The 20,373-nt window shown below is 62.7% G+C and carries 20 protein-coding genes; 5 read left to right on the top strand and 15 right to left on the bottom strand.

What is annotated here, in order from left to right:
- Nucleotides 1–373: 373 nt before the first annotated feature.
- The 9 genes from VGP39_RS12690 to VGP39_RS12730 form a co-directional block, all read right to left on the bottom strand.
- Nucleotides 374–1,204, bottom strand: a complete 831-nt coding sequence (locus tag VGP39_RS12690; protein ID WP_327568461.1) for an aspartate dehydrogenase — start codon at nt 1,202–1,204, stop codon at nt 374–376.
- Nucleotides 1,205–1,216: 12 nt separating this feature from the next.
- Nucleotides 1,217–2,740 carry a tripartite tricarboxylate transporter permease gene (locus tag VGP39_RS12695; RefSeq protein ID WP_327568462.1) on the bottom strand — a complete coding sequence of 508 codons (1,524 nt, stop codon included), beginning with the start codon at nt 2,738–2,740 and terminating at the stop codon, nt 1,217–1,219.
- A complete protein-coding gene (locus VGP39_RS12700) occupies nt 2,741–3,220 on the bottom strand; it encodes a tripartite tricarboxylate transporter TctB family protein (RefSeq protein ID WP_327568463.1) in 480 nt (159 codons plus the stop codon).
- Entirely contained in the window at nt 3,217–4,179 is a 963-nt protein-coding gene (locus VGP39_RS12705) for a tripartite tricarboxylate transporter substrate binding protein (protein WP_327568464.1), read from the bottom strand. Before VGP39_RS12705 ends, VGP39_RS12700 begins: the two co-directional genes overlap by 4 nt.
- A 119-nt stretch (nt 4,180–4,298) precedes the next feature.
- On the bottom strand, nt 4,299–5,081 hold the full coding sequence (locus VGP39_RS12710) for an HpcH/HpaI aldolase family protein (protein WP_327568465.1): 783 nt from the start codon (nt 5,079–5,081) through the stop codon (nt 4,299–4,301).
- Nucleotides 5,082–5,283: 202 nt separating this feature from the next.
- Nucleotides 5,284–6,054: an ABC transporter permease gene (locus VGP39_RS12715; protein ID WP_414644653.1), complete on the bottom strand. Its 771-nt coding sequence runs from the start codon at nt 6,052–6,054 to the stop codon at nt 5,284–5,286.
- Nucleotides 6,055–6,112: 58 nt separating this feature from the next.
- Entirely contained in the window at nt 6,113–6,886 is a 774-nt protein-coding gene (locus tag VGP39_RS12720; protein WP_327568467.1) for an ABC transporter ATP-binding protein, read from the bottom strand.
- Between the two features lie 7 nt (nt 6,887–6,893).
- Nucleotides 6,894–7,940 (bottom strand): ABC transporter substrate-binding protein, encoded by a 1,047-nt coding sequence (locus tag VGP39_RS12725; RefSeq protein WP_327568468.1) that lies wholly within the window; start codon nt 7,938–7,940, stop codon nt 6,894–6,896.
- Nucleotides 7,941–7,960: 20 nt separating this feature from the next.
- Nucleotides 7,961–9,325, bottom strand: a complete 1,365-nt coding sequence (locus VGP39_RS12730) for an FAD-dependent oxidoreductase (protein ID WP_327568469.1) — start codon at nt 9,323–9,325, stop codon at nt 7,961–7,963.
- 107 nt (nt 9,326–9,432) lie between these two features.
- Here VGP39_RS12730 and VGP39_RS12735 point away from each other — a divergent pair, with 107 nt between their 5' ends.
- Nucleotides 9,433–10,455, top strand: a complete 1,023-nt coding sequence (locus tag VGP39_RS12735) for a 2-dehydropantoate 2-reductase (protein WP_414644652.1) — start codon at nt 9,433–9,435, stop codon at nt 10,453–10,455.
- A 190-nt stretch (nt 10,456–10,645) separates the two neighbouring features.
- Here the strand turns inward: VGP39_RS12735 and VGP39_RS12740 are convergent, their stop codons facing one another.
- From VGP39_RS12740 to VGP39_RS12750, 3 genes are all read right to left on the bottom strand, one after another.
- A complete protein-coding gene (locus VGP39_RS12740; RefSeq protein ID WP_327568470.1) occupies nt 10,646–11,284 on the bottom strand; it encodes an HAD domain-containing protein in 639 nt (212 codons plus the stop codon).
- 6 nt (nt 11,285–11,290) lie between these two features.
- Nucleotides 11,291–12,292: an NADP-dependent oxidoreductase gene (locus VGP39_RS12745; protein ID WP_327568471.1), complete on the bottom strand. Its 1,002-nt coding sequence runs from the start codon at nt 12,290–12,292 to the stop codon at nt 11,291–11,293.
- A gap of 364 nt (nt 12,293–12,656) precedes the next feature.
- On the bottom strand, nt 12,657–13,625 hold the full coding sequence (locus tag VGP39_RS12750) for a RimK-like protein (protein ID WP_327568472.1): 969 nt from the start codon (nt 13,623–13,625) through the stop codon (nt 12,657–12,659).
- A gap of 290 nt (nt 13,626–13,915) precedes the next feature.
- On the opposite strand from VGP39_RS12750, the gene VGP39_RS12755 reads away from it, so the two are divergent.
- The 4 genes from VGP39_RS12755 (at nt 13,916) to VGP39_RS12770 (ending at nt 18,696) form a co-directional block, all read left to right on the top strand.
- A complete protein-coding gene (locus VGP39_RS12755; protein ID WP_327568473.1) occupies nt 13,916–14,533 on the top strand; it encodes a PAS domain-containing protein in 618 nt (205 codons plus the stop codon).
- A 540-nt stretch (nt 14,534–15,073) separates the two neighbouring features.
- Nucleotides 15,074–15,847 (top strand): ferredoxin--NADP reductase, encoded by a 774-nt coding sequence (locus VGP39_RS12760; RefSeq protein ID WP_327568474.1) that lies wholly within the window; start codon nt 15,074–15,076, stop codon nt 15,845–15,847.
- 225 nt (nt 15,848–16,072) lie between these two features.
- Nucleotides 16,073–16,942 (top strand): patatin-like phospholipase family protein, encoded by an 870-nt coding sequence (locus VGP39_RS12765; RefSeq protein ID WP_327568475.1) that lies wholly within the window; start codon nt 16,073–16,075, stop codon nt 16,940–16,942.
- Between the two features lie 125 nt (nt 16,943–17,067).
- Nucleotides 17,068–18,696 (top strand): FMN-binding glutamate synthase family protein, encoded by a 1,629-nt coding sequence (locus VGP39_RS12770; RefSeq protein ID WP_327568476.1) that lies wholly within the window; start codon nt 17,068–17,070, stop codon nt 18,694–18,696.
- A gap of 115 nt (nt 18,697–18,811) precedes the next feature.
- Here the strand turns inward: VGP39_RS12770 and VGP39_RS12775 are convergent, their stop codons facing one another.
- From VGP39_RS12775 to VGP39_RS12785, 3 genes are all read right to left on the bottom strand, one after another.
- Nucleotides 18,812–19,102 carry a helix-turn-helix transcriptional regulator gene (locus VGP39_RS12775; protein WP_327568477.1) on the bottom strand — a complete coding sequence of 97 codons (291 nt, stop codon included), beginning with the start codon at nt 19,100–19,102 and terminating at the stop codon, nt 18,812–18,814.
- Nucleotides 19,099–19,284: a type II toxin-antitoxin system RelE/ParE family toxin gene (locus tag VGP39_RS12780; RefSeq protein WP_327568480.1), complete on the bottom strand. Its 186-nt coding sequence runs from the start codon at nt 19,282–19,284 to the stop codon at nt 19,099–19,101. The genes VGP39_RS12775 and VGP39_RS12780 overlap by 4 nt, the downstream gene beginning before the upstream one ends.
- Nucleotides 19,285–19,523: 239 nt before the next feature.
- Nucleotides 19,524–20,373: carbohydrate porin (locus VGP39_RS12785; RefSeq protein WP_327568478.1), on the bottom strand; the 850-nt coding region annotated here is incomplete at its 5' end.

Raw genomic sequence — 20,373 nt, forward strand, 5'->3', positions numbered from 1 at the left:
GCTACGACTAGAGCCCTAAAGGCTTCGGTGGGCATCGATCCGATCGATCGGCGACCCGGTTCGGGCGGCCACCCGAACCGGGCCATTCCTCAGGGAACGACGCCAGTATAATCTCTCGCGCTTATACAAGGGTGGGCAAAGTCACCGGGCGCGAAAGCGTCCGGTGGCGTGCCCACCATCCTTGAATCGCCGCACACACGCCGCCGTCACTCTGAGGAGCGCGCTCTTGCGCGCGTCTCGAAGGATGGCCACACGCGCTTGTGACCCATCCTTCGAGGCTCGCCGTGAAGAACGGCGAGCACCTCAGGATGACGAAGGTGTGTATGGATGGTGGGCACGGCGCAAGAAGCGCCTTTGCCCACCTACGGCTTGTTCATGTTCCGATGCGGAGCGAGGCGCGCAGCTTGCGAAGACAGGCAATGACCGAGAGCGCGGTGATGAGACCCGTCTTTGGGTTTTCTGATGGAACATTTTCGATCGACATGGAAAAGCGGGCGGAATCGGATTCCACCTCGATCCGATGCACGTTGCGCGTCAATGCGGGATCTGCCCAAATCTCGATTTTCGTTTGATCGGGACCTATCCCGGCAAGCGACAGTGCGGCGGCAACATTTACATTTGCCGGAAATCCTTTTGCCGCCTCGCGTGCGCTACCGTCGAATATTTTCAGCGGTCCGGTGATTTGTTCGATGTCGATGTTGTTTTCGACGATATAGGGAGCGCCGGCGAGTCCCCGAACCGGCTTGCGGGTCACCATCCGAACCGAATGGATTTTCCCGACCGCGGCGGCGGTCACGGCGTCGAGACCGATCAGCGCGCCCGTGGGTACCACAATCTGACCGCCATTTTGCTTGGCAAGTTCAATGAGGTCGTCGTGGTCGAGAAGCGCACCGGCGCTAAGCACGACCGCGGTCTTTCCACATCCCACAAACGGCGCAACGATTGACCTGACGAGCGTGCTCGGGGCGCATTCGATCACAATGTCGGCAAGCTCGACGAGCGCCTCGATCGGCAGGACGGCAGGCGGTGTTGTCAAATTTGCCAGCCGGCTTCGATGCTTTTCCGGATTTTGCACCGACACTGCGGTCAGTACCAATCCATCTATTCCCCGGTCCAGCGCTTCTACGACTTTGGCTCCAATTGCTCCCAACCCGGCAACCGCAATCCGCAATTCGGGTCGTGAGCGTTTATCCGGGCTTACCATCGGGACCTCGGTTCAAAAATCGGGCTCTTCCTCGATCACCCGATTCTGGTGACGCAAATGCTGCCAGATGGCGAGCCCGACCGACAGCACTGCCGCCAGCAGCAGGCCGCCGGAGATCGGCCGCGTCAGGAACAGCCACGGATTTCCGTCGGTCATGATCGCGCGTACCAGGTTGATCTCGATCTGGTCACCGAGAATCAGCCCCAGGATCAGCGGCGCAAGGGGAAAGCCGAGCTTGACCAGCCCATAGCCGACGACGCCGAACAGCAAGAGCACATAGACGCTCTGCATCGTGTTGTTGAGCGCGTAGGCGCCGACGACGCAGAGCACCAGCACGACCGGCGCCAGCACCGCCATCCGGACTGAGGTTACGCGCATCATCAGCGGCATCAGCACGACGCAGATCAGCAGCATGCAGGGGTGCGCCAGGATGTAGGCCGCATAGATGCCATAGGCGATGTCGGGGTTTTGCGAGATGAACAGCGGGCCCGACTGAATGCCGTGGATCGTCATTGCGCCGAGCATCACGGCGGTGACCGCGTCGCCGGGAATGCCGAACGCCATGATGGTCATCAGCGAGCCGCTGACATTGGCGTTGTTCGAGGCTTCCGACGCGATGATTCCCTCGGGGTGGCCCTTGCCGAAGCGCTCCGGCGTTTTCGAGAATTTCTTGGCCTGGTCATAGGCCATCACGCTCGACGCGCTGCCGCCGATCGCCGGCAGGATACCGATGATCAGGCCGACGATGGTTGCCCAGAGCAACTGGAACGGCTGCCGGAAAATCTCCCAGTTCACCTTCAGGTGCGAGAAGCGCTCGAGCTTGATGCCGGCGAGCGATTCCACCGCCTGGCCGCGTGGCAGATTCAGCTTCTCCAGATCGGTCATGATCTGCGCAAACGCAAAGATGCCGATCAGCACGGGCAGGAACGGGAATCCGCCGCCGATGAACTCGGAGCCGAAGGTGAAGCGCGGCACGCTGGCGATCGGATCGTGGCCTACCACCGTGATCAACAGCCCGATAGCGGTCGAGAGCAGCCCCTTGAGCAGCGAGGATTCGGTGAGCCCCGCCACCATCGCCATCGCGAGCACGAACAGCGAGAAGTATTCCCACGGCCCGAATTCCAGCGCGATTGCCGCGAGCGGGCCGGTGAGGAACACCAGGAACAGCGCACCGAGCAGCCCGCCCCACACCGACGCCCAGACGCCAAGCCAGATGGCGCGGCCCGGCTCGCCGTTGCGCGCCATCGGAAAGCCGTCAAAGGTGGTAGCGATCGAGGCCGGCGAGCCGGGGATACCGAGCAGACAGCAGGCGATCAGGCCGCCGGTCGAGCCGCCGACATAGACGCCGGTCATCGCCGCAAGGCCCGCCAGCGGATCGAGCCCGTAGGTGAACGGCAGCACCACGATCACCGTCATGGTGATGGTGACGCCCGGCAGCGACCCGCCGATCACGCCGATGAAGGTGCCGGCAAACAGCGGCAACATGTATTTCCACTGGGCGATGTTGACGAGGCCGTTCCAGAGCAAATCGAGCATCTAGAACCCCGTCCACGCGCCGCGTGGCAGCAGCACCAGCAGGTAGCGTTCGAAGACCAGATAGCTCACCAGCGCGGTGCCAAGCGCAATTGCGGTGAGCACCGCCCATTGCCGCGCCGATTTCGGCCGGTCCAGCGCGGCCTGCAGCCCGCCGACGAAGAGGACCGTGGCGAGGCGATAGCCGAGCAGCGGCAGCAGCGCCACATAGGCGCCGACGATCGCGAACGCGGCCACGACCAGACGATAGTTGCGCCGTGGCGTATCGCTGACGCCGGCTTCCGCCGGCGCGCGGTGTTTGATGACGTCTTGCACCACCAGCAGCGCGCTCGCGGCCGCCATGAAGGACAGCACGATGGCCGGGTAAAAGCCCGGCCCGACCGGAACGATGGGCAGGGACGGAAGCTGGAACGACTGGACCAGCAGGACCAGGCTGATCGCGAGCAGGACCATCCCGGCAATTCCGTCGCGGCCGATGCTCATTTCTTGATCAGGCCGAGATCGGTCATCACGGTCTTGTTCTCGCCGTCGATCTTGGTGAGGAACGCCGCGTAGTCGTTGGCATTGAGATAAGCGACGCGCGTCCCCTGCAGCTTCATGGCCTGGGCGAAGCTTGGCTCCGAGGTCGCCTTGGTGCAGGCCTCCTCGAGCTTGGCGCGCGCCGGCGCCGGCGTGCCCTTGGGGACCAGGATGCCGCGCACCACTTCATACACGATGTTCATGCCGAGCTCCTTGAGCGTCGGCACGTCCGGCGATTCCGGATCGCGCTTCTCGCTGGCGATCGCGATGAAGCGCAGCAGGCCGGCTTCGACCTTGCCCTTCTGCGTCAGGTTGGAGTCGGTCAGGTTGATATGGCCGCCGAGCAGCGCGTTCATCCGCGGCGCCAGGCCGTCATAGGACACGTATTTGAATTTCAGGCCGGCCGCCTTTTCGACCATGGCCGGGAAGATATGGCTGGTCGAGCCGAGCGTGGCGCCGACCGTGATCTCGCCCGGCCGCTTCTTGGCGTCCTCGGTGAGCTCCTGCCAGTTCTTCCAGGGCGTTTTGGCGCTTGCGGTCAGCACCGAGGGCGTCGCCGCAACCAGGCAGATCGGCTCGAAGTCGCTGTATTTGACGTCGCTGATGCCCGCATAGAACGTCAGATGGATATAGTCGTGCACCGCGTAAACCGTATAGCCGTCGGGCGCCGCAGTCTTGGCCTCGCGGGCGCCGACGGTGCCGGATGCGCCGCTGACATTGGCGATCACCACCGGCTGGCCGAGGTGTTTCTGGAATTCGGCGGCGAATGGCCGGAAGATGTTGTCGGTATCGCCGCCCGCGGCCCAGGGCACGATCATCTTGATCGGGCGATCGGGATATTGTGCCATCGCGGGCGCCGAAAGCGCTGCAACCAAACCAGCCAGCGCCGCGGCGCCCGTTACGCTTGCGAATGTCCGTGGCATGCGTCGTCTCCCTTTCGATGGCGAGCCTTTAGGCTTCGTGTTGCGCTCATAGTATCAGGGCTTCGATCAATGGGAAACGCGATACATCCGCGCACGGCAGAAGCGGATCAGCCGAAGCTTCACACTGCCTCGCGTAAAACTTCCGAGCGTGCGGTCGCGCCCGCCAGCAGATAGGTGTGGTCCGAGCCCGACAGCACCATGCGGGCGCCTGCCTTGATGTAGCGGCTCGCGATCTCCTTGTCGTAGACGCCGCCCATTCCCAGCGCCTTGCCGCTGGCGCGGCAGGCAGCACCGACCTTGTCATAAGCCTCGACGACGCGCGGGTGATCGATCTGCCCTGGGATGCCCATCTCGGCAGTAAGATCGGAGGTGCCGATCAGCAGGCAATCTACGCCATCGACGGCGGCGATGGCCTGCGCGTTGCCGACCGCTTGCGGGCTTTCGATCATCCCGACCACCAGCACCGCCTCGTTGAGCGCGGCCTGCGCCTCGGCATTGCCGGGCGCGCGGAAACCGTAGGGCGCCGGCGGGCCACCCCATGAACGTGTCCCGAGCGGTGGATAGCGGAACGCGCGGGCGATTTCCTCGCCCCGCTCCGCCGTGTCGACATGCGGCACGATCACACCGAGCGCGCCGTTGTCGAGGCAGCGGGTGCCTTCGTCGAGCGCGCCGGCGCAGATGCGCACGATCGGCGTGACGCCGGTCGGCAACGCCGCGATGCAGAGCTGCGCCGCCTCGTGCACCGAATGGGCGCCGTGCTCCATGTCGATGAACAGCCAGTCGTGATCGGCCGCCGCCGCAAGCATCGCGGTCGCGCTGGTGCGCAGATGATGGACGCCAAAGCCAAGCGCCAGTTGGTTGTTCTTCAGCTTCAGTTTGGTCTTGTTCTCGACAAGCGGCATGGTGCCCTCCCTCGGCCAATCCCATGATCGATGAGGCGCCGGGGCGGGTCAAGTCGCGGGTCTATTTGCACGTCGAGCCCACCCTAAGGACTTCTTTTAGCTCTTCTTCGTCATGGCCGGGCTTGACCCGGCCATCCACGTCTTTAGTCACCAAAAGTAAGACGTGGATGCCCGGCACAAGGCCGGGCATGACGGTTCGCTCTCAGCGCCAGTGCAGCAGGCGTGTTTCCAATAGATTGATCAGGCGTCCGACCGCGAGGCCGAACAGCGAGAGAATGACGACGCCCGCCAGCAGTTGATCGGTCTGCATCAGATTGCCGGCCTGCAGCACGAAGGCGCCGATGCCGAATTCGGCGCCGATCATCTCGGCGCTGACCACCAGCAGCAATGCGACCGAGGCGGTGATGCGGAAGCCGGCGAGGATCGAGGGCAGCGCCCCCGGCCAGATCACGTGGCGTACGATGGTCGGAAACGGCACGTTGAAACTCTGCGCCATGCGGATCAGGTTGCGCGGCACCTGGTCGACGCCGCTATAGACCGAGATTGCGGTGGAAAAGAACACGCCGAGCGCGATGGTGGCGATCTTCGGCTCCTCGCCGATGCCGAGCCACAGGATCAACAGCGGCAGCAGCGCGATTTTCGGAATCGGAAACAGCGCCGAGATGAAGGTGATACCGACGCCGCGCGTAAGGCTCGACAGCCCGATGGCGAAGCCGACGATGACGCCGGCAATCGTTCCGAGGATCCATCCGGTCCCGATCCGCATGACCGAAACCGACACGTGGTGCCAGAGCGCGCCTGAGATTGCGAGCTGATAGATCGCGCGCGCGATCGCGAGCGGCGTCGGAAGAAACAACGCGTTGACCCAGCCGGCGCTGCCGGCCAGTTGCCAAAGCCCGATCGCCAGCATGATGGCTATCCAGCCCGAATAGCGGCCGGCTTTCGGGGAAAAGCCTGCGCCGCGAAACGCCACCGGCCGCCTTTCGGCCTTGCGATCCTGTTGCGGCGAACCTTGGGCGTTTTTGGGGCGCTCAAGCATGCTGGACCTCGCGCTCGGCGTCGATCGCTTCCGCGCGAATCAGCGACCAGAGCTCGCTCTGCAACGCGAGCAACTGGCCTCGGGCATTGATGTCCCCGCGCTCGGCGCGGGTGAGGGGGATGCTGACGACCTCCCGGACCTTTCCGGGGCGGCGCGACAGCACGACGATGCGGTCGGCGAGGCGAACGGCTTCTTCGAGATTGTGCGTCACGTAGGCCGCGCCCATGGCGCCGTCGGCGAGCAAGCCGATAAAATCCTCCATCAGCAGTTCGCGGGTTTGCGAATCCAGCGCCGACAGCGGTTCGTCCATCAGAAGGATCGCCGGCCGTACCGCGAGCGCGCGGGCGATGCCGACGCGCTGCCGCATGCCGCCGGAAAGTTGCTTCGGCCAGGCGCCGCGAAAATCGGTGAGGCCGGTGCGGCAGAGGGCATCGCTGACGATGGCGCTGCGCTCGACGGTGGGCAGGCCGGTGTGGAGCAAAACGAATTCGACGTTCTCCTCGACCGTACACCACGGCAGCAGCGCAAAATCCTGAAATACGAATGTCAGCGGGTTGAGGCTATCAGGCGGCGGCGCGCCGCGCAGTTCGGCTTGGCCGGAGCTCGGTTGCAGCAAGCCGCCGAGTATCGACAGTAACGTGCTCTTGCCGCAGCCGGACGGACCGACGATCGCGACGACTTCGCCGGAGCTTATCGTAAAGGATACGTCGTCAAGAACCTCAAGTGTTCCGAAGCGGTGACTGATATGGTCGGCGATCAGATCCATGAACGAATTAGTCCGGCTTCACATATTCACTGGCAATGATCGCGTCGGCACCAAATCCCTTGTCAACGAATCCCTGTTCCTGCAGCCAGGCGATCTGGTTGCCGACGTTCCTGACGTCGAGTTTTCCATCGGGATCGATATAGGCGCAGTTGCCGACCACCTGCTCGACCGGCAAATTGGTGTATTTAGCGATGATCTCCAGCAGCGGCTTTGTCTTGTCGTTGATCGGCGCCTTGCCGTCGGCGACCGCGGACAGGATCACGTCGTGATATTCGCGGTCGGCGCGCGCCAGCACGCCGAGGAATTTTGTGACCAGCGATTTGTCAGCCAGCGTCTTCGGCGATGCGAACACCGCGCCGAGCTGCCACGGCGTCTCGTCGCCAACCCAACCCAGCAGTTTGGCGCCATCGGCATCCATCAGCGTGCGCGCGGTGGAGACCGGCAGCAGCGCGGCATCGACCGTTTCGCCTTTCAGGGCGGCCGCGGCATTCGACAGCGACTGCAGCGGCAGCACTTTGACGTCGCTCAGCTTGAAGCCGTATTTGTCCGCGAGCAGTCCGAGCGAATAGTGAAAGCTCGATCCGACCTGCGTCACCGCGATGCGCTTGCCGGCGAGATCCTTCGGCGTCTTCAGTCCCGCGGCGTAGGCGTTGTTGCTGGCAAAATATCCGATCAGCGGATAGCCCGCCTTCTCGCGGCTCATGCCGCCGATCACTTTTAAGGTGCCTTTGCCGGCGAGATTATAGAGGCCGGCGGTAAACGCGGTGACGCCGAAATCGACATCGCCCGAGGTCACCGCGACCGCGATCGGCTGCGCGGCGTCGAAGAATTTCAGTTCGATGTCGAGGCCGGCTTCCTTGAAGTAGCCCTTGTCCTGCGCGATGAACACCGGCGCCGACGACGACAGCCGGAGCACGCCGACCTTTGCCTTCAGCGCGGTTTGGGACCAGCCGTGCGATGGCGCCACCAAGGTCGTCGCCACCGCAAGCAAAGTGGCGAAGGCACGCCGCGAAAATCCCGGCCAAGCGCCGCCGCGCGGTTGGTGCGTCGTCATTGGTTTCCTCCGTTTATTGCCTACAGGCCTTCGGGGACCTTTTGATCCTGGCCGAGAAAGGCCCCTTGCTGTCTGAGTTGGTTTTGCAATTTATCCACCGCAATGTCGCGCGGAATCGTGTTGCCGCCGAGCGCCAGCGCCGCCGCGGTGCCGGCGGCTTCGCCCATGGCAAAACACGCGCCGGACACCCGCGCCGCGGACTGGCCGTCATGGGTCATCGACGCGCAGCGCCCCGCCACCAGCAAATTGTCGATGCCCTCGGGCGTCAGCATGCGATACGGCAGTTCGTTGAAACCGCGCGATTCCGGGATCGGCGGAAACTTGAAGATCACGTCGCCGGCGACGTGGCTCTCCATCGGCCAGCCATTGACGCCGATCGAATCCTCGAATGAAGCGCAGCCGAGCACGTCCTCGCCGCCGAGCATGATGCCGCCGACCACCCGCCTGGTTTCGCGGATACCGAGCTGCGGCGGCAGGTCGACGATGTAAGATTTTTCGAACCCCGGCACCGTGCGCAGGAAGTTGAAGGCGTCGACGGCCTGCTTGCGCCCGTCGATCTCGCCGCGCGTGAGTTGGTCCGGCTCGAGGCCGTTGATCGCAGTCCCGTCCTCGCGCGCGAGCTGGGTAAAATTCACCCGCCACTCGATCTGCGAGCGCTGCGGCCGGACGATCGCCGCCTTGCGCGGAAAATGATGTGTGCCGGCGGCCTCGGCCTGCTCCATCAGCGCCGGAATGGTCCGCCACGCCTCGCCGGCCTTTTCCGGATCGATGCCGTTGAGGCGGAACATCATCGACGGATACAGCATGCTTCCCGCGTTGTCGCCGACCTCGAAGCGCGCGCCGGCCCATGCCGCGAGATCGCCGTCGCCGGAGCAATCGATGAAAACCTCCGCGCGCACCGCCTGCCGCCCGGCCTTGGTCTCGACCATCAGCGCATTGATGCGACGCTCGTCCTGCATCACCACGCTGGCGCCGAGGGCGTGGAACAGGATGTCCACCTTGTGATGTCCAAGCAGATCGTCGGCCGCGATCTTGTAGGCCGCGGTGTCGTAAGCCTGTGCCAGGATTTTGCCAAGGATGAGGTGCGGCGCGTTGAGCCCGCCGAGCCGGTCGATGCGCGCCAGCAATTCGGACGCGACGCCCTGCACCACGCGGCGCATCTCGCCATAAACATTGGCATGCAGTCCGCAGAAATTGGTTACCCCCGCCGCCGTGCCCATGCCGCCGAGAGAGCCGTAGCGCTCGACCAGCAGCGTGCGCCGCCCCGCGCGCGCGGACGCAACGGCTGCGGCGATGCCGGCGGGACCGCCGCCGAGCACGGCGACTTCGTACTCGCCATATAGCGGGACTTGGCGTGCGGGTTCGGTGATGGTGTGAGGGGGCACGTCGGGTTCCTGATGATCGGCAGATGATCATGCCTTGAACAGAGGATTTTAGCTATCTCAGCAAGGCCTCTAGCACCTCGTGAACGGTTGCGCATCCGCATCTGCTCGTGGAAACTACGTTCCATATCGTCGAACATCAGGACCTCACCTTCATGCGAATCTGCATCTTCGGCGCGGGCGCGGTCGGCAGCCATTTTGCGGTGCGGCTGGCGCTTGCCGGACATGATGTGTCCTGCGTGATGCGCGGGCCGCATCTTGAGGCGGTGAAGGCGAAGGGCTTGACGCTTCGCGTTGATAACGCCGAGTTTTCAGCAAGGGTGAGAGCATCCGACGATCCGGCTGCGCTTGGTCCGCAGGATATTGTCATCAGCACGCTGAAAGCAACGGGCTTGCGTAGCCTGGCGGCGGGTCTGCGGCCGCTGCTTTGCGATGATACCGCGGTGGTCTTTGCCCAGAATGGCATTCCCTGGTGGTACGATATCGGCCTGCCGCCGGATCAGCCGCCGCCTCCCGACCTCGCGTTTCTGGATCCCGGTGGCCCATTGCGCGCCGCTGTCTCGCCGCAGCGGATCGTCGGCGGCGTGATCTTTTCGTCGAATGAAATTGCCGCGCCCGGCATTGTCGTGAACGACTCGCCTGAGCGCAACATGCTGCTGGTCGGCGAATGCGACGACCGCGCGGGCGAACGCATTCAACGGCTGAGGACGGCGCTTGACGGCGCGCTGATCCAGTCGCCAGCGGTGCCGCGGATTCGCGAGGCAATCTGGACCAAGCTGATAAGTAACATGTCCGTATCGGTGCTGTGCATGCTCACCGCGAAGACGGCACGGGCGGCGGTTGAAGATCCGGCGCTGCAGGATGTGGTGTCGCGCATGCTCGATGAGGCGCAGTCCATCGCCCGCAGTTGCTATCCTGACGCCACGCGCGGAAGCGGAGCGGCGCCCATTCACAGGCCCTCGCTGCTGCAGGACTATGAGCGCGGCCGCCCGATGGAAATCGATGCGCTGGTGCGGGCGCCCCAGGCCTTCGCCCGGGCCGCGGGACTAGTTACGCCGACGCTCGACGTGTTCGCGGCCTTGGCCATCTGCCGGGCGCGGGACAAGGGGCTTTACCAAGACAAGGCGATTTGACCTCGCCGAGCGCCCGCACACGGTTCTTCACCTCTCCCGCAGGGAGAGGTCGGATCGCATCGTCAGATGTGATCCGGGTGAGGGGTTATGCTCTATCGTTAATCCGTAACCCCTCACCCGACCGCTTCGCGGTCGACCTCTCCCCAACGGGGAGAGGTGAAGATTTGCGGCGCCGACAGCACCAAGCATTTTAGCTCTTATTCCGCTTGAACAGCGAGTGGATATTCTGTCCCAGCCGGACCACGGCGCTGGCGCGCATGGTCTCGTCGTTCTCGCCGTTCAGATATTTTGTCGCAGCCCGCACGATCTCCATGGTGAGGCCGGTCTTGGCTGAAGGCTGGAACAGCGGCAGGTCGTCCAGTTCGTCGTCCTCGTCGTCGATTACCGCGTATCGCGTCACCCTGGGGTGATCGCGCAGCCACGCCAGCATTTCGTTGCGGCGAGGACTCCTCGGCTTGTCGGGGCATGTATCGACGAACGGCACGCCCCAATGTTTCGCGGCGAACAGCCCGACCGGGTCGCACCGCCAGGACGAAGAGAGCACGACTTTTGCGCCGGTTCGCTCGAGAAGCTTCTTGAGCCGCGCCAGCAGCTTCTTGTCGACGATTAGGGAAACTTGCGCGGGTTCGGCGTGTTGTCGCTGTTCAAGACGCCGTCGATGTCCAGAAATATGATTTTCATGACAAGGAAAACGGAACGCAGGGGCTTCTGGTTCCAGCTCTTCAGGGCGTGGTGCGCTGCAGAGCCGGGGCCGTAACGAGCGCCGGTGTTTGGTACGATCCCGGTTCTGCGATGCAGCGCGAGGCGCGCTGCATCGCGCCCAGGACACGAGATTTTACAGCTTCACCATGCGCTTGCCGCGGTTCTCGCCGGCGAGCAGGCCGATCAGCGCGCCGGGCGTGTTCTCCAGCCCGTTGATGACGTCTTCCTGCACTTTCAGCTTGCCGGCTTTCACCCATGACTGCAGATCGGCCAGCGCGCTGTCGCGCTGGTCCATGTAATCCATCACGATAAAACCCTGCATGATCAGGCGTTTTACCACGATCAGTCCGGGCACGCCGCGCGGGCCGTGCGCCGACGGGGCGCCGTCATATTGCGAGATCGCGCCGCAGCAGGCGATGCGGCCGCGGTTGTTCATCTGCGCGAGACAGACTTCGAGAATGTCGCCGCCGACATTGTCGAAATAGACGTCGATGCCCTTCGGCGCCGCGGCCTTCAGCGCCTTGAACGTAGCACCATCCTTGTAATCGACCGCGGCATCGAAGCCGAGTTCGCTCGTCAGCCAGTGGCACTTGTCCTTGCCACCGGCGATGCCGACGACATGGCAACCCTTGATCTTGGCGATCTGGCCGACGATCGATCCGACCGAGCCTGCGGCGGCGGAAACCACCACCGTCTCGCCGGCTTTCGGCTTGCCGACATCGAGCAGGCCGAAATAGGCGGTGAGGCCGGCGATGCCGTAGACGCTGAGCAGATGCGTCATCGGCTCCATGCGCGGCATCCTGCTCAAGTGCTTTGCCGGCACCGCGGCAAAATCCTGCCAGCCAGTGTCTCCGAACACGATATCGCCTGGGCTAAGGCCAGGCGCCTTCGACGACACCACTTCGGCGATGCCGCCGCCGGCCATCACGGTGTTGGCCTCGACCGCGGCGCGATAGGTCGCGCCGTGCATCCAGGCGCGGTTGGCGGCGTCGAGCGAGATATAGCGCACGCGCAGCAATGCCTCGCCGTCCTTCGGCTCGGGAATGCCGCCCTTTGACATCTTGAAATGTTCGGGGCCGAGTTTTCCACTTGGTTTCTCGACCAGCAGGATCTGGCGGTTGACGGTGTCGTTCATGGCATTGCCTCCCTGGCGTTAATGCGACGCTAGTCCGATGGCGTTCACTGCACAACGAGAACGTTGCCAATTGCCCGGCCTTCCGAGCAACCTTGCAATCGTCATCCTGAGGTACTCGCCGCCTCTTGCGAGCGAGCCTCGAAGGATGGGCCACAAGTGCCTGCGGCCACCCTTCGAGACGCGCGCAAGGGCGCGCTCCTCAGACATATTGCTTGTGGCCGCGACCTCTTCGTCATTGCGAGGAGCGAAGCGACGAAGCAATCTAGTCTTCCCCTGTGGCTTCTGGATTGCTTCGCGGAGCCTGTCATCGGGCGGCGCTTCGCGCCGACCCGTTGGCTCGCAATGACGTAACATTCACATCCTCTCAGGATGACGCCTCAGTGTGTGGTTCGCCAAAAACCTTGTCGAGCGCGGCAGCGTAAGCCGCGTAAACCAGGTCCGGATGCACTTTGCCCAATGCTTCCATCACGACGCCGGAATTGATTTCGAGAATCCTCCAGGCGTTATCGACCTCAACGACGTCGATCGATCCGAATCGCAGGCCGGTGGCTTTCGCCGCCGCTATCGCGAGCTCGACGCAACGCTCCCGCACAGCTCCCTGCTGCAACAGAACCGGCTCTGCTCCTGAGTCGAGATTGTGCCGCCAGTTCAATGCATGATACTGGCCTGAAGGCAGAACGGTGTCGAGGGTTGCCCTATCGAGATCATCGACCATGCGGGGCAAGATAGCCGAGAGGCGTTCTGCGGGCATCGTCGCAAGCGCCAGCTGCAGGATCGAGTGCACGCCGTCCCCTGTAACCGAAGGACGGCTCTTGCCGTAGACAATGACTGGAACGGTGTCGACGAGGATTACCCGTACTTCGTTTTTGATCTGCAGATACGGCGAAATGGCGAGGTTCAGATTCAGGGAAAAAATCTCGTTCACCGCGCGTTCCAGGGCTGGTTTGTCCCGAACCTTGAACACCAAATTGCCGCTGGTGCCCTCGTTGGGCTTGACGACGATTGCGTCGGGGTTTTGCGTGAGAAGACCAAGCATCGCTTGCCATGATCCTGTGGAGGGAATGTATTCGCCCAGTGCCGGACTTAGAAAAAGTGCATGCGGAACGCAGGCAATGCCGTCGATCTCCAGCAGCTCCGCCGTTGCAGCCTTGTCATTGGCGATGCGGTGGGTGACCGCGCTGTTCAATCCCACATCATATCCGTAAGCGAGGTGCCGCCTTGGCCCCTTCCGCATGACCAGCAGCCAGCCGTGAGATCTCGTTTCCACCGCGATCCCGTGCTCGGCGCAGTATTTCTGCACTGCGCTGACGAATATTCGCTGGCTCCCCTGCATTTCTGATCCCGCCGCTTGCGACGACCGACATTGCGAGGCCTCGCCGTAGCGTTTGAGTGGAAAAAACGATCCTGTCGAAACCGCAATCGACAGCCTAGCGGATGCGCGGGCGGCGATCCAGATTGCGCGCAACCCTGCAGGCATTTGCGGGGCGCCGTCGCGCGTGACGTTGCGATTATTTTCGTGTTAGGCTTCCCGGCATTCGCGAATCAGGATCGATTTTTGACGGCGCTTTCCTGGTTCGACCCGCCCTCATTGTCTTTAGTTGCGGCACCGGGATTGATCGGCCGATGCATTTTCAAAGAGCTCATGTCAGCATCGTCAGGTCGATCCGGCATGTCAGCCTGGTGCGGGACTGGCACCGCGCGCGGGGAACCCGCGAATTGCCCGAGTTTTCGGATTTCGTCCCCAACGAACGCGCCGGCGATTTGACCGACCTGTCGATCAGCGAGGTCAGACGCGAGGGCGGTAGACTTGCCTATCTGTGCCGGCAGGCCGGCCCACGCCTTGAGCAGGTACATGATGCCAAGATGTCGTCGCGGCTCTTGAGCGAATGCCTGGATCCCTGCATGGCGGCGGCGGCAAAACCGATCTGGGACGCCTGCGTTTGGACCAAGTTGCCGGTCTATTGCATCATTCCGGTGTCCGACCGCGACGGCTGCCCGGTCACTATCGAGCAAATCTTTCTGCCCTACGCCCGCCGCGGAAATAGCGCCGACGTGATGCTGGCGGCGCTCCACGCCTGCAGCACCGAAGGGCGCTTCGTGCATCACGGGTTGCTGCGTAACCATGCGAAAGCACCGCTGCACTGGGCCGTGGTCGTCGATCCCACAGCCGCCGCGCTGCCGCGAGCGGCCAGCGACGCGACCGTCGAAATCGACGACGAGATTTCGTCCGAGACGCGTTGATTCCGGCGGAGCAAGCGTCATTGCGAGCCAACGGGTCGGCGCGAAGCGCCGCCCGATGACAGGCTCCGCGAAGCAATCCAGAAGCCCCCTCCCTTCCCTCCCCCGCTTGCGTAGGGGAATCGCATGTGCATGAACAAATAAGGAATCGCCGACGGTTTTGGTCGATATGTTCGTCCAACGATTCACCTTTGTTCACGCTTCGATTCACACATGCGATTACCCTGCCCGCTTGCGGAGGAGGGTTAGGGTGGGGGATTGCTTCGTCGCAAGTGCTGCTCGCAATGAGGGGCAATGTCTCCCGGAACATGACTAATTTCGGCAAGTTAATTTGCGCGGCATCTGTGTGATGCGATGACCAGATCCGGAAAATAAATCGGCTGCCATGCTCAGCGCGCAGTTGCGCGAGAAAACTTCTTGACTAGCTGTGATGTCGGCGTCCATGGAAGGCCACAAAACGTCAATCGTACCAAGGGTTTTTCACTATTTCGAACATCGTAGTGAGTTGTTTCACAAAATCTGCAAACGGGAAAACGAAGACACATGAGCGCGCTCAATAGAGAGAAAGTTCTTTCCGTCCGGCATTGGACCGATACGCTGTTCAGCTTCACCGCTACCCGCAACTCCGGCTTTCGTTTTCAAAACGGGCAATTTGCGATGATCGGCCTCGATGTCGATGGCCGTCCGCTGCTGCGCGCCTACAGCATGGCGAGCGCCAATCATGAGGCAGAACTGGAATTTTTCTCGATCAAGGTCGCCGACGGCCCGCTGACCTCGCGGCTGCAGAAGATTCGGGAAGGCGACACCATCCTGGTCGGGCGCAAGGCGACCGGCACGCTGGTTGCGGACAACCTGATGCCGGGCCAGCGGCTGCTGCTGCTGTCGACCGGGACGGGCCTCGCGCCGTTCGCGAGCCTGATCAAGGATCCGGACGTGTACGAACGGTTCGAAACCATCGTTCTGGTCCACGGCTGCCGCCAAGTGTCCGAACTTGCCTATGGCGAACAACTGGTCGCGAAGCTGCGCGACGACGAGTTGTTCGGACCGCTGCTGGCGGAAAAACTGGTGTACTACCCGACCGTGACCCGCGAGCCGTTCCGCAATCGCGGCCGCATCACCGATCTGATCACCTCCGAGCAATTGTTCAACGACATCGGCCTGCCGCCGCTGGATATCGAGACCGACCGCATCATGATGTGCGGCAGCCCCAGCATGCTGGAAGAACTGCGCGGAATGTTCGAGGCGTGCGGCTTTCTCGAAGGCAGCCACAACGAGCCCGGCCATTTCGTGATCGAAAAGGCGTTCGTCGAGCGCTGAAGATTCGTCATTCCGGGGGGCGAGCAAAGCGAGCGAGCCCGGAATCCATAACCCCAGCATCCACACGCCGGCACAGGGACTATGGATTCCGGGCCTGCGCCAAGTGGCGCATCCCGGAATGACGACAGATTGATACCGCCGCCCGGCGGCCGGCTGTTATAAGCGCGGCAAAACTTCGCGCGGGAAGCATGCTCCGGCGCGGCAGCCAGCGGGAGCGATCGCGCCTTGTCCATAGCCGACCCCGGCCTGAAGAAAACCGCCTTCGTGCTGGCCGGCGGAGGCAGTTTTGGCGCCATTCAGGTGGGCATGATGCACTCGCTCGCCGCGCACGGGATTTTCCCGGACATGGTGGTCGGCTCCAGCGTCGGCGCCATCAACGGCGCCTATTATGCCGGCGATCCGACGCTCAAGGGTGTGTTGCAACTGGAGACGATCTGGCGCGGTTTGCGACGGCAGGATGTATTCCCGCTCACGATGCGAGCGGTGCTTAGCTTCCTGTGGCGGCGGGATTTCCTGATCCCGCACGACGGTATCCGGAAGCTGGTCGACGATCACATCCCCTATCGCAATCTCGAGGACGCCAGGCTTCCCCTCCACATCGTCACCACCGATATCGTTTCGGGCGACAGCGTCGTGCTATCGGAAGGCCCGCTCGCGCAGGCAATTATCGCCAGTACCGCCATTCCCGGCGCCTTTGCCCCGGTCAGGTACAAGGATCTCTATTTGGCCGACGGCGCGGTCTCGAGCAACACGCCGGTCCGGATCGCCGTCGCACGAGGCGCGCGGCGCCTTATCGTGTTGCCGACCGGACATGCTTGTGCGCCCCAAGAGCCGCCGAAAGGCGCAGTCGCCACCGCGCTGCACGCATTGACGCTGCTGATTGCGCGGCAGTTGGTGGATGAGCTGGAAAATCTCGATCCCGGAATCGAACACTTCGTGGTGCCGCCGCTGTGCCCGCTGGTCGGCTCGCCCTATGACTTTTCGCGAACTGAGGATCATATTGCGCGGGCGATCCGGACCACTGACGCCTGGCTGGCGCGGGGCGGCCTGGAGCAAAGTGGTATTCCGGGCGAACTGCGTCCGCACAGCCATTGAGCTATCTTCGCTGCACTGCGACAAACGGTGCCGCGTAACGGTTGTCGTCTTTCGGGCGTAAGAATAGAACCGATGGTGTAAGCTGCGCCGAGAAAACACGGCAATCGAATTGCCCGAGGGGTCCCATGGATACGTTGATGATTCCGTTCTCGCCGCGCTTCATCGTCCTGACGATCTGCTGCGTCGTGACGGTGCTGCTGATCGGCATCGGGATACATGACCACAAGCTCATCGATATCGTCATCATCCCGATCCTGATCTTCGGCGGGCTGTCGCTGCTCGGCTTTCGCGACCTGCTGCAGCCAAATCACGCGGTGTTACGGAATTATCCGATCTCGGCGCATATCCGCTTCCTGCTCGAGGAAATCCGCCCCGAGATGCGGCAGTATTTCTTCGAGAGCGAGAAGGACGGCATGCCGTTCAGCCGCGACACCCGCTCGCTGATCTATCAGCGCGCGAAAATGGTGCTCGACAAGCGGCCGTTCGGCACCCAGGAGAATATCTACGCCGAGGGCTACGAGTGGATGCATCATTCGATGGCGCCGCGGCCGCATGCCACCGAACAATTCCGCATCACCATCGGCGGTCCCGATTGCGCCAAGCCGTATTCGGCCTCGGTGTTCAATATCTCGGCGATGAGTTTCGGCGCGCTCAGCCCGAACGCGGTGCGGGCCCTGAATGCCGGCGCGAAAAAGGGCGGCTTTGCGCACGATACCGGAGAGGGCGGCGTCAGCCCCTATCACCGCGAAAACGGCGGCGACATCATCTGGGAGATCGGGTCGGGCTATTTCGGCTGCCGCAGCCGCCATGGCGGCACGTTCAATCCGGAGGAGTTCGCCCGGATCGCTTCCGACGACCAGATCAAGATGGTCGAGCTCAAGATCAGCCAGGGCGCCAAACCCGGTCATGGCGGCGTGCTTCCGGCAGCCAAGGTGTCGGAAGAGATTTCAAAGATCCGCGGCGTGGCGATGGGCGAGGACTGCATCTCGCCGCCCTATCACAAGGCATTCTCGACGCCGCTGGAAATGATGGCCTTTATCGGCGAGATGCGGCGGCTGTCCGGCGGCAAGCCGGCCGGCTTCAAGCTCTGCGTCGGCCATAAATGGGAGTTTTTGGCGATCTGCAAGGCGATGCTGCAGACCGGAATCTATCCGGACTTCATTGTCGTCGACGGCAACGAAGGCGGCACCGGCGCGGCCCCGCTGGAATTCATGGATCATCTCGGCATGCCGATGCGGGAGGGCGTCAATTTCGTGCACAACGCGCTGATCGGCATCAACGCCCGCGACCGCGTCAAGATCGGCGTCTCGGGCAAGATCGCCACCGCGTTCGACATCGCGCGCGCGATGGCGCTCGGCGCGGACTGGTGCAATTCGGCGCGCGGCTTCATGTTCGCGCTGGGCTGCATCCAGTCGCTGAGCTGCCACACCGACCGCTGCCCAACCGGCGTGACCACGCAGGATCCGTCGCGCAACCGCGCGCTATCGGTCCCGCTCAAGACCGACCGCGTCTACAACTATCATCACGCCACGCTGCATGCGCTGGCCGAACTGATCGCGGCCGCCGGCCTCGATCATCCGCAGGACATAAGGCCGATCCACTTCTCGAAACGCGTCGCCAGCAACGATGTGAAGTCGTTCGCGCAACTGTATCCGTCGCTGCGGCCGGGCGAACTGCTCGACGGCACGGAGGACGTCCGGTTCAAGGAAGCCTGGGCGATGGCGCGGGCGGAGTCGTTCTCGCCGGCGGGGTGAAGCGTCGTAGGGTGGGCAGAGCGAAGCGTGCCCACCATCACGCCCTCACATTCCTCGATTCAGATGTGGTGGGCACGGCGCGAAGGCGCGCCTTTGCCCACCCTACGATCTAACGTCACACCAATTCCATCCGCAAATTGCGCCCGACCGCCTGCGCGGCGCGTGTGAGCGTACCAAGCGTCACGGACTCGTTCTCGGGGTCGAGCAGCCGGTCAAGTTGAGCGCGGCTGGTTTTCATGCTCTTGGCAAGTTCGGTTTTGGAGATGCCTTGCTCTTGCATGAGCGCATCGAGCTGACGGGCGATCACGCGCTTGATGGCGCGTGCGGTCACACCCTCGTAGATGCCTTCTTCCTTCAGGAAGTCATCGAACGAGGATCCGATCCGTCCCTTCTGTTTCTTCGTCATGTGATCTCCTTCTTTCGCTTCAACGCCAAACTCAAATCGCTTTGCGGCGTCTTCTGCGTTTTCTTGATAAAGCCATGCAACAAGATCATCTGCCCCTCGTTGATGCAGAACAGCACGCGGGCGATGCGGCCTTGCGTTAAGCTGCTACGGACTTCCCAGAGGCCTGGCCCTAGCGCTCGCACCAAGGGGCATGCCGATAGGCCATGAGAACTCCACGTCCTTGATGTCCTCGCCGATTATCTTGCGGTCGCCGGCATCAAGGCTCCTGATCCATTCGCGGACCGGGACACGCCCGGACGGCAATTCATAAAAGAAGGCGGGAAGGCGCTTCACGATCCTCTATTACTCTACTCATCGTACCAAAATTGGTACGAACTTGCAAGCAAGAAAAGGCGCTGCCGCGCGGGGGGACGCCAAGACATCAAAATTCGCCATGCATTCGGCCCGAAAAGACCGACACCGGGCCGCGGTCGGCGTTGTAGGCGGGGTTGGTGATGAACTGATAGTCCGCGGTCAGCGTGATCTGCTTGTTGAGAGCGAACGCGTAATAGGCCTCGAAGATGCGCTCGCGCCGGTAGTTGAGCGCGCCGTCGCCGATCAGCACCCCGAGCCCGCCGGCCGCGATGAAGTCGCGATGATCCTTCGAGAGCGCGTTGATGGCGCCGCCTACCCCGATCACGTCGTCGGGCCGTCCCCAGCGGGCGCCCTTGATCGAGAGGCCGGTTGCAAGGCTGGCATCGATATCGGTGAAGGACATGATCTCGGTCCTGCCGTCGTTCCAGCTCCAGCGGCCGAACAGGCCGATGTCGTCGGTCAGCGCCTGCTCGAGGTTGAAGACGTAGCCATACTTGATGCGGCCCTCGCGGGTTTGCGCAATATCCAGGTTGAGGGCGTGGTTGTTCAGCGTCTCCCGGTAGCTTCCCGAGAAGGCGCTGTTGAACCAGCCGATGGTGCGCAGCCTGCCGGGCAGCGAGAACAGCGAATAGCGCGTCTCCAGCTCGAGCACATAGCTGCCGCGCTCAAACACCCGCATGTCGAAATTGTTGGCGTTTGACGTGCCGACCATCAGGAAATAGCCCGCCCGCAACGCCCATTGCTTCTGGTTGAATTCCGCGGTGGCGCCATAGGTCAGGCCGACCTTGTCGGCGGAATAGTCGAACGCGCCCGGCGCCCACATCGACCAGTTGATGAAATCCTTGCGGGTGTCCTTGGCGTAGGCGTTGCCGTCGAAAATATCCATCACCGCGAACTTGCCGGCCTGCAGCGTCAGG

This window comes from Bradyrhizobium sp., assembly GCF_036009065.1.
GTDB lineage: Bacteria > Pseudomonadota > Alphaproteobacteria > Rhizobiales > Xanthobacteraceae > Bradyrhizobium.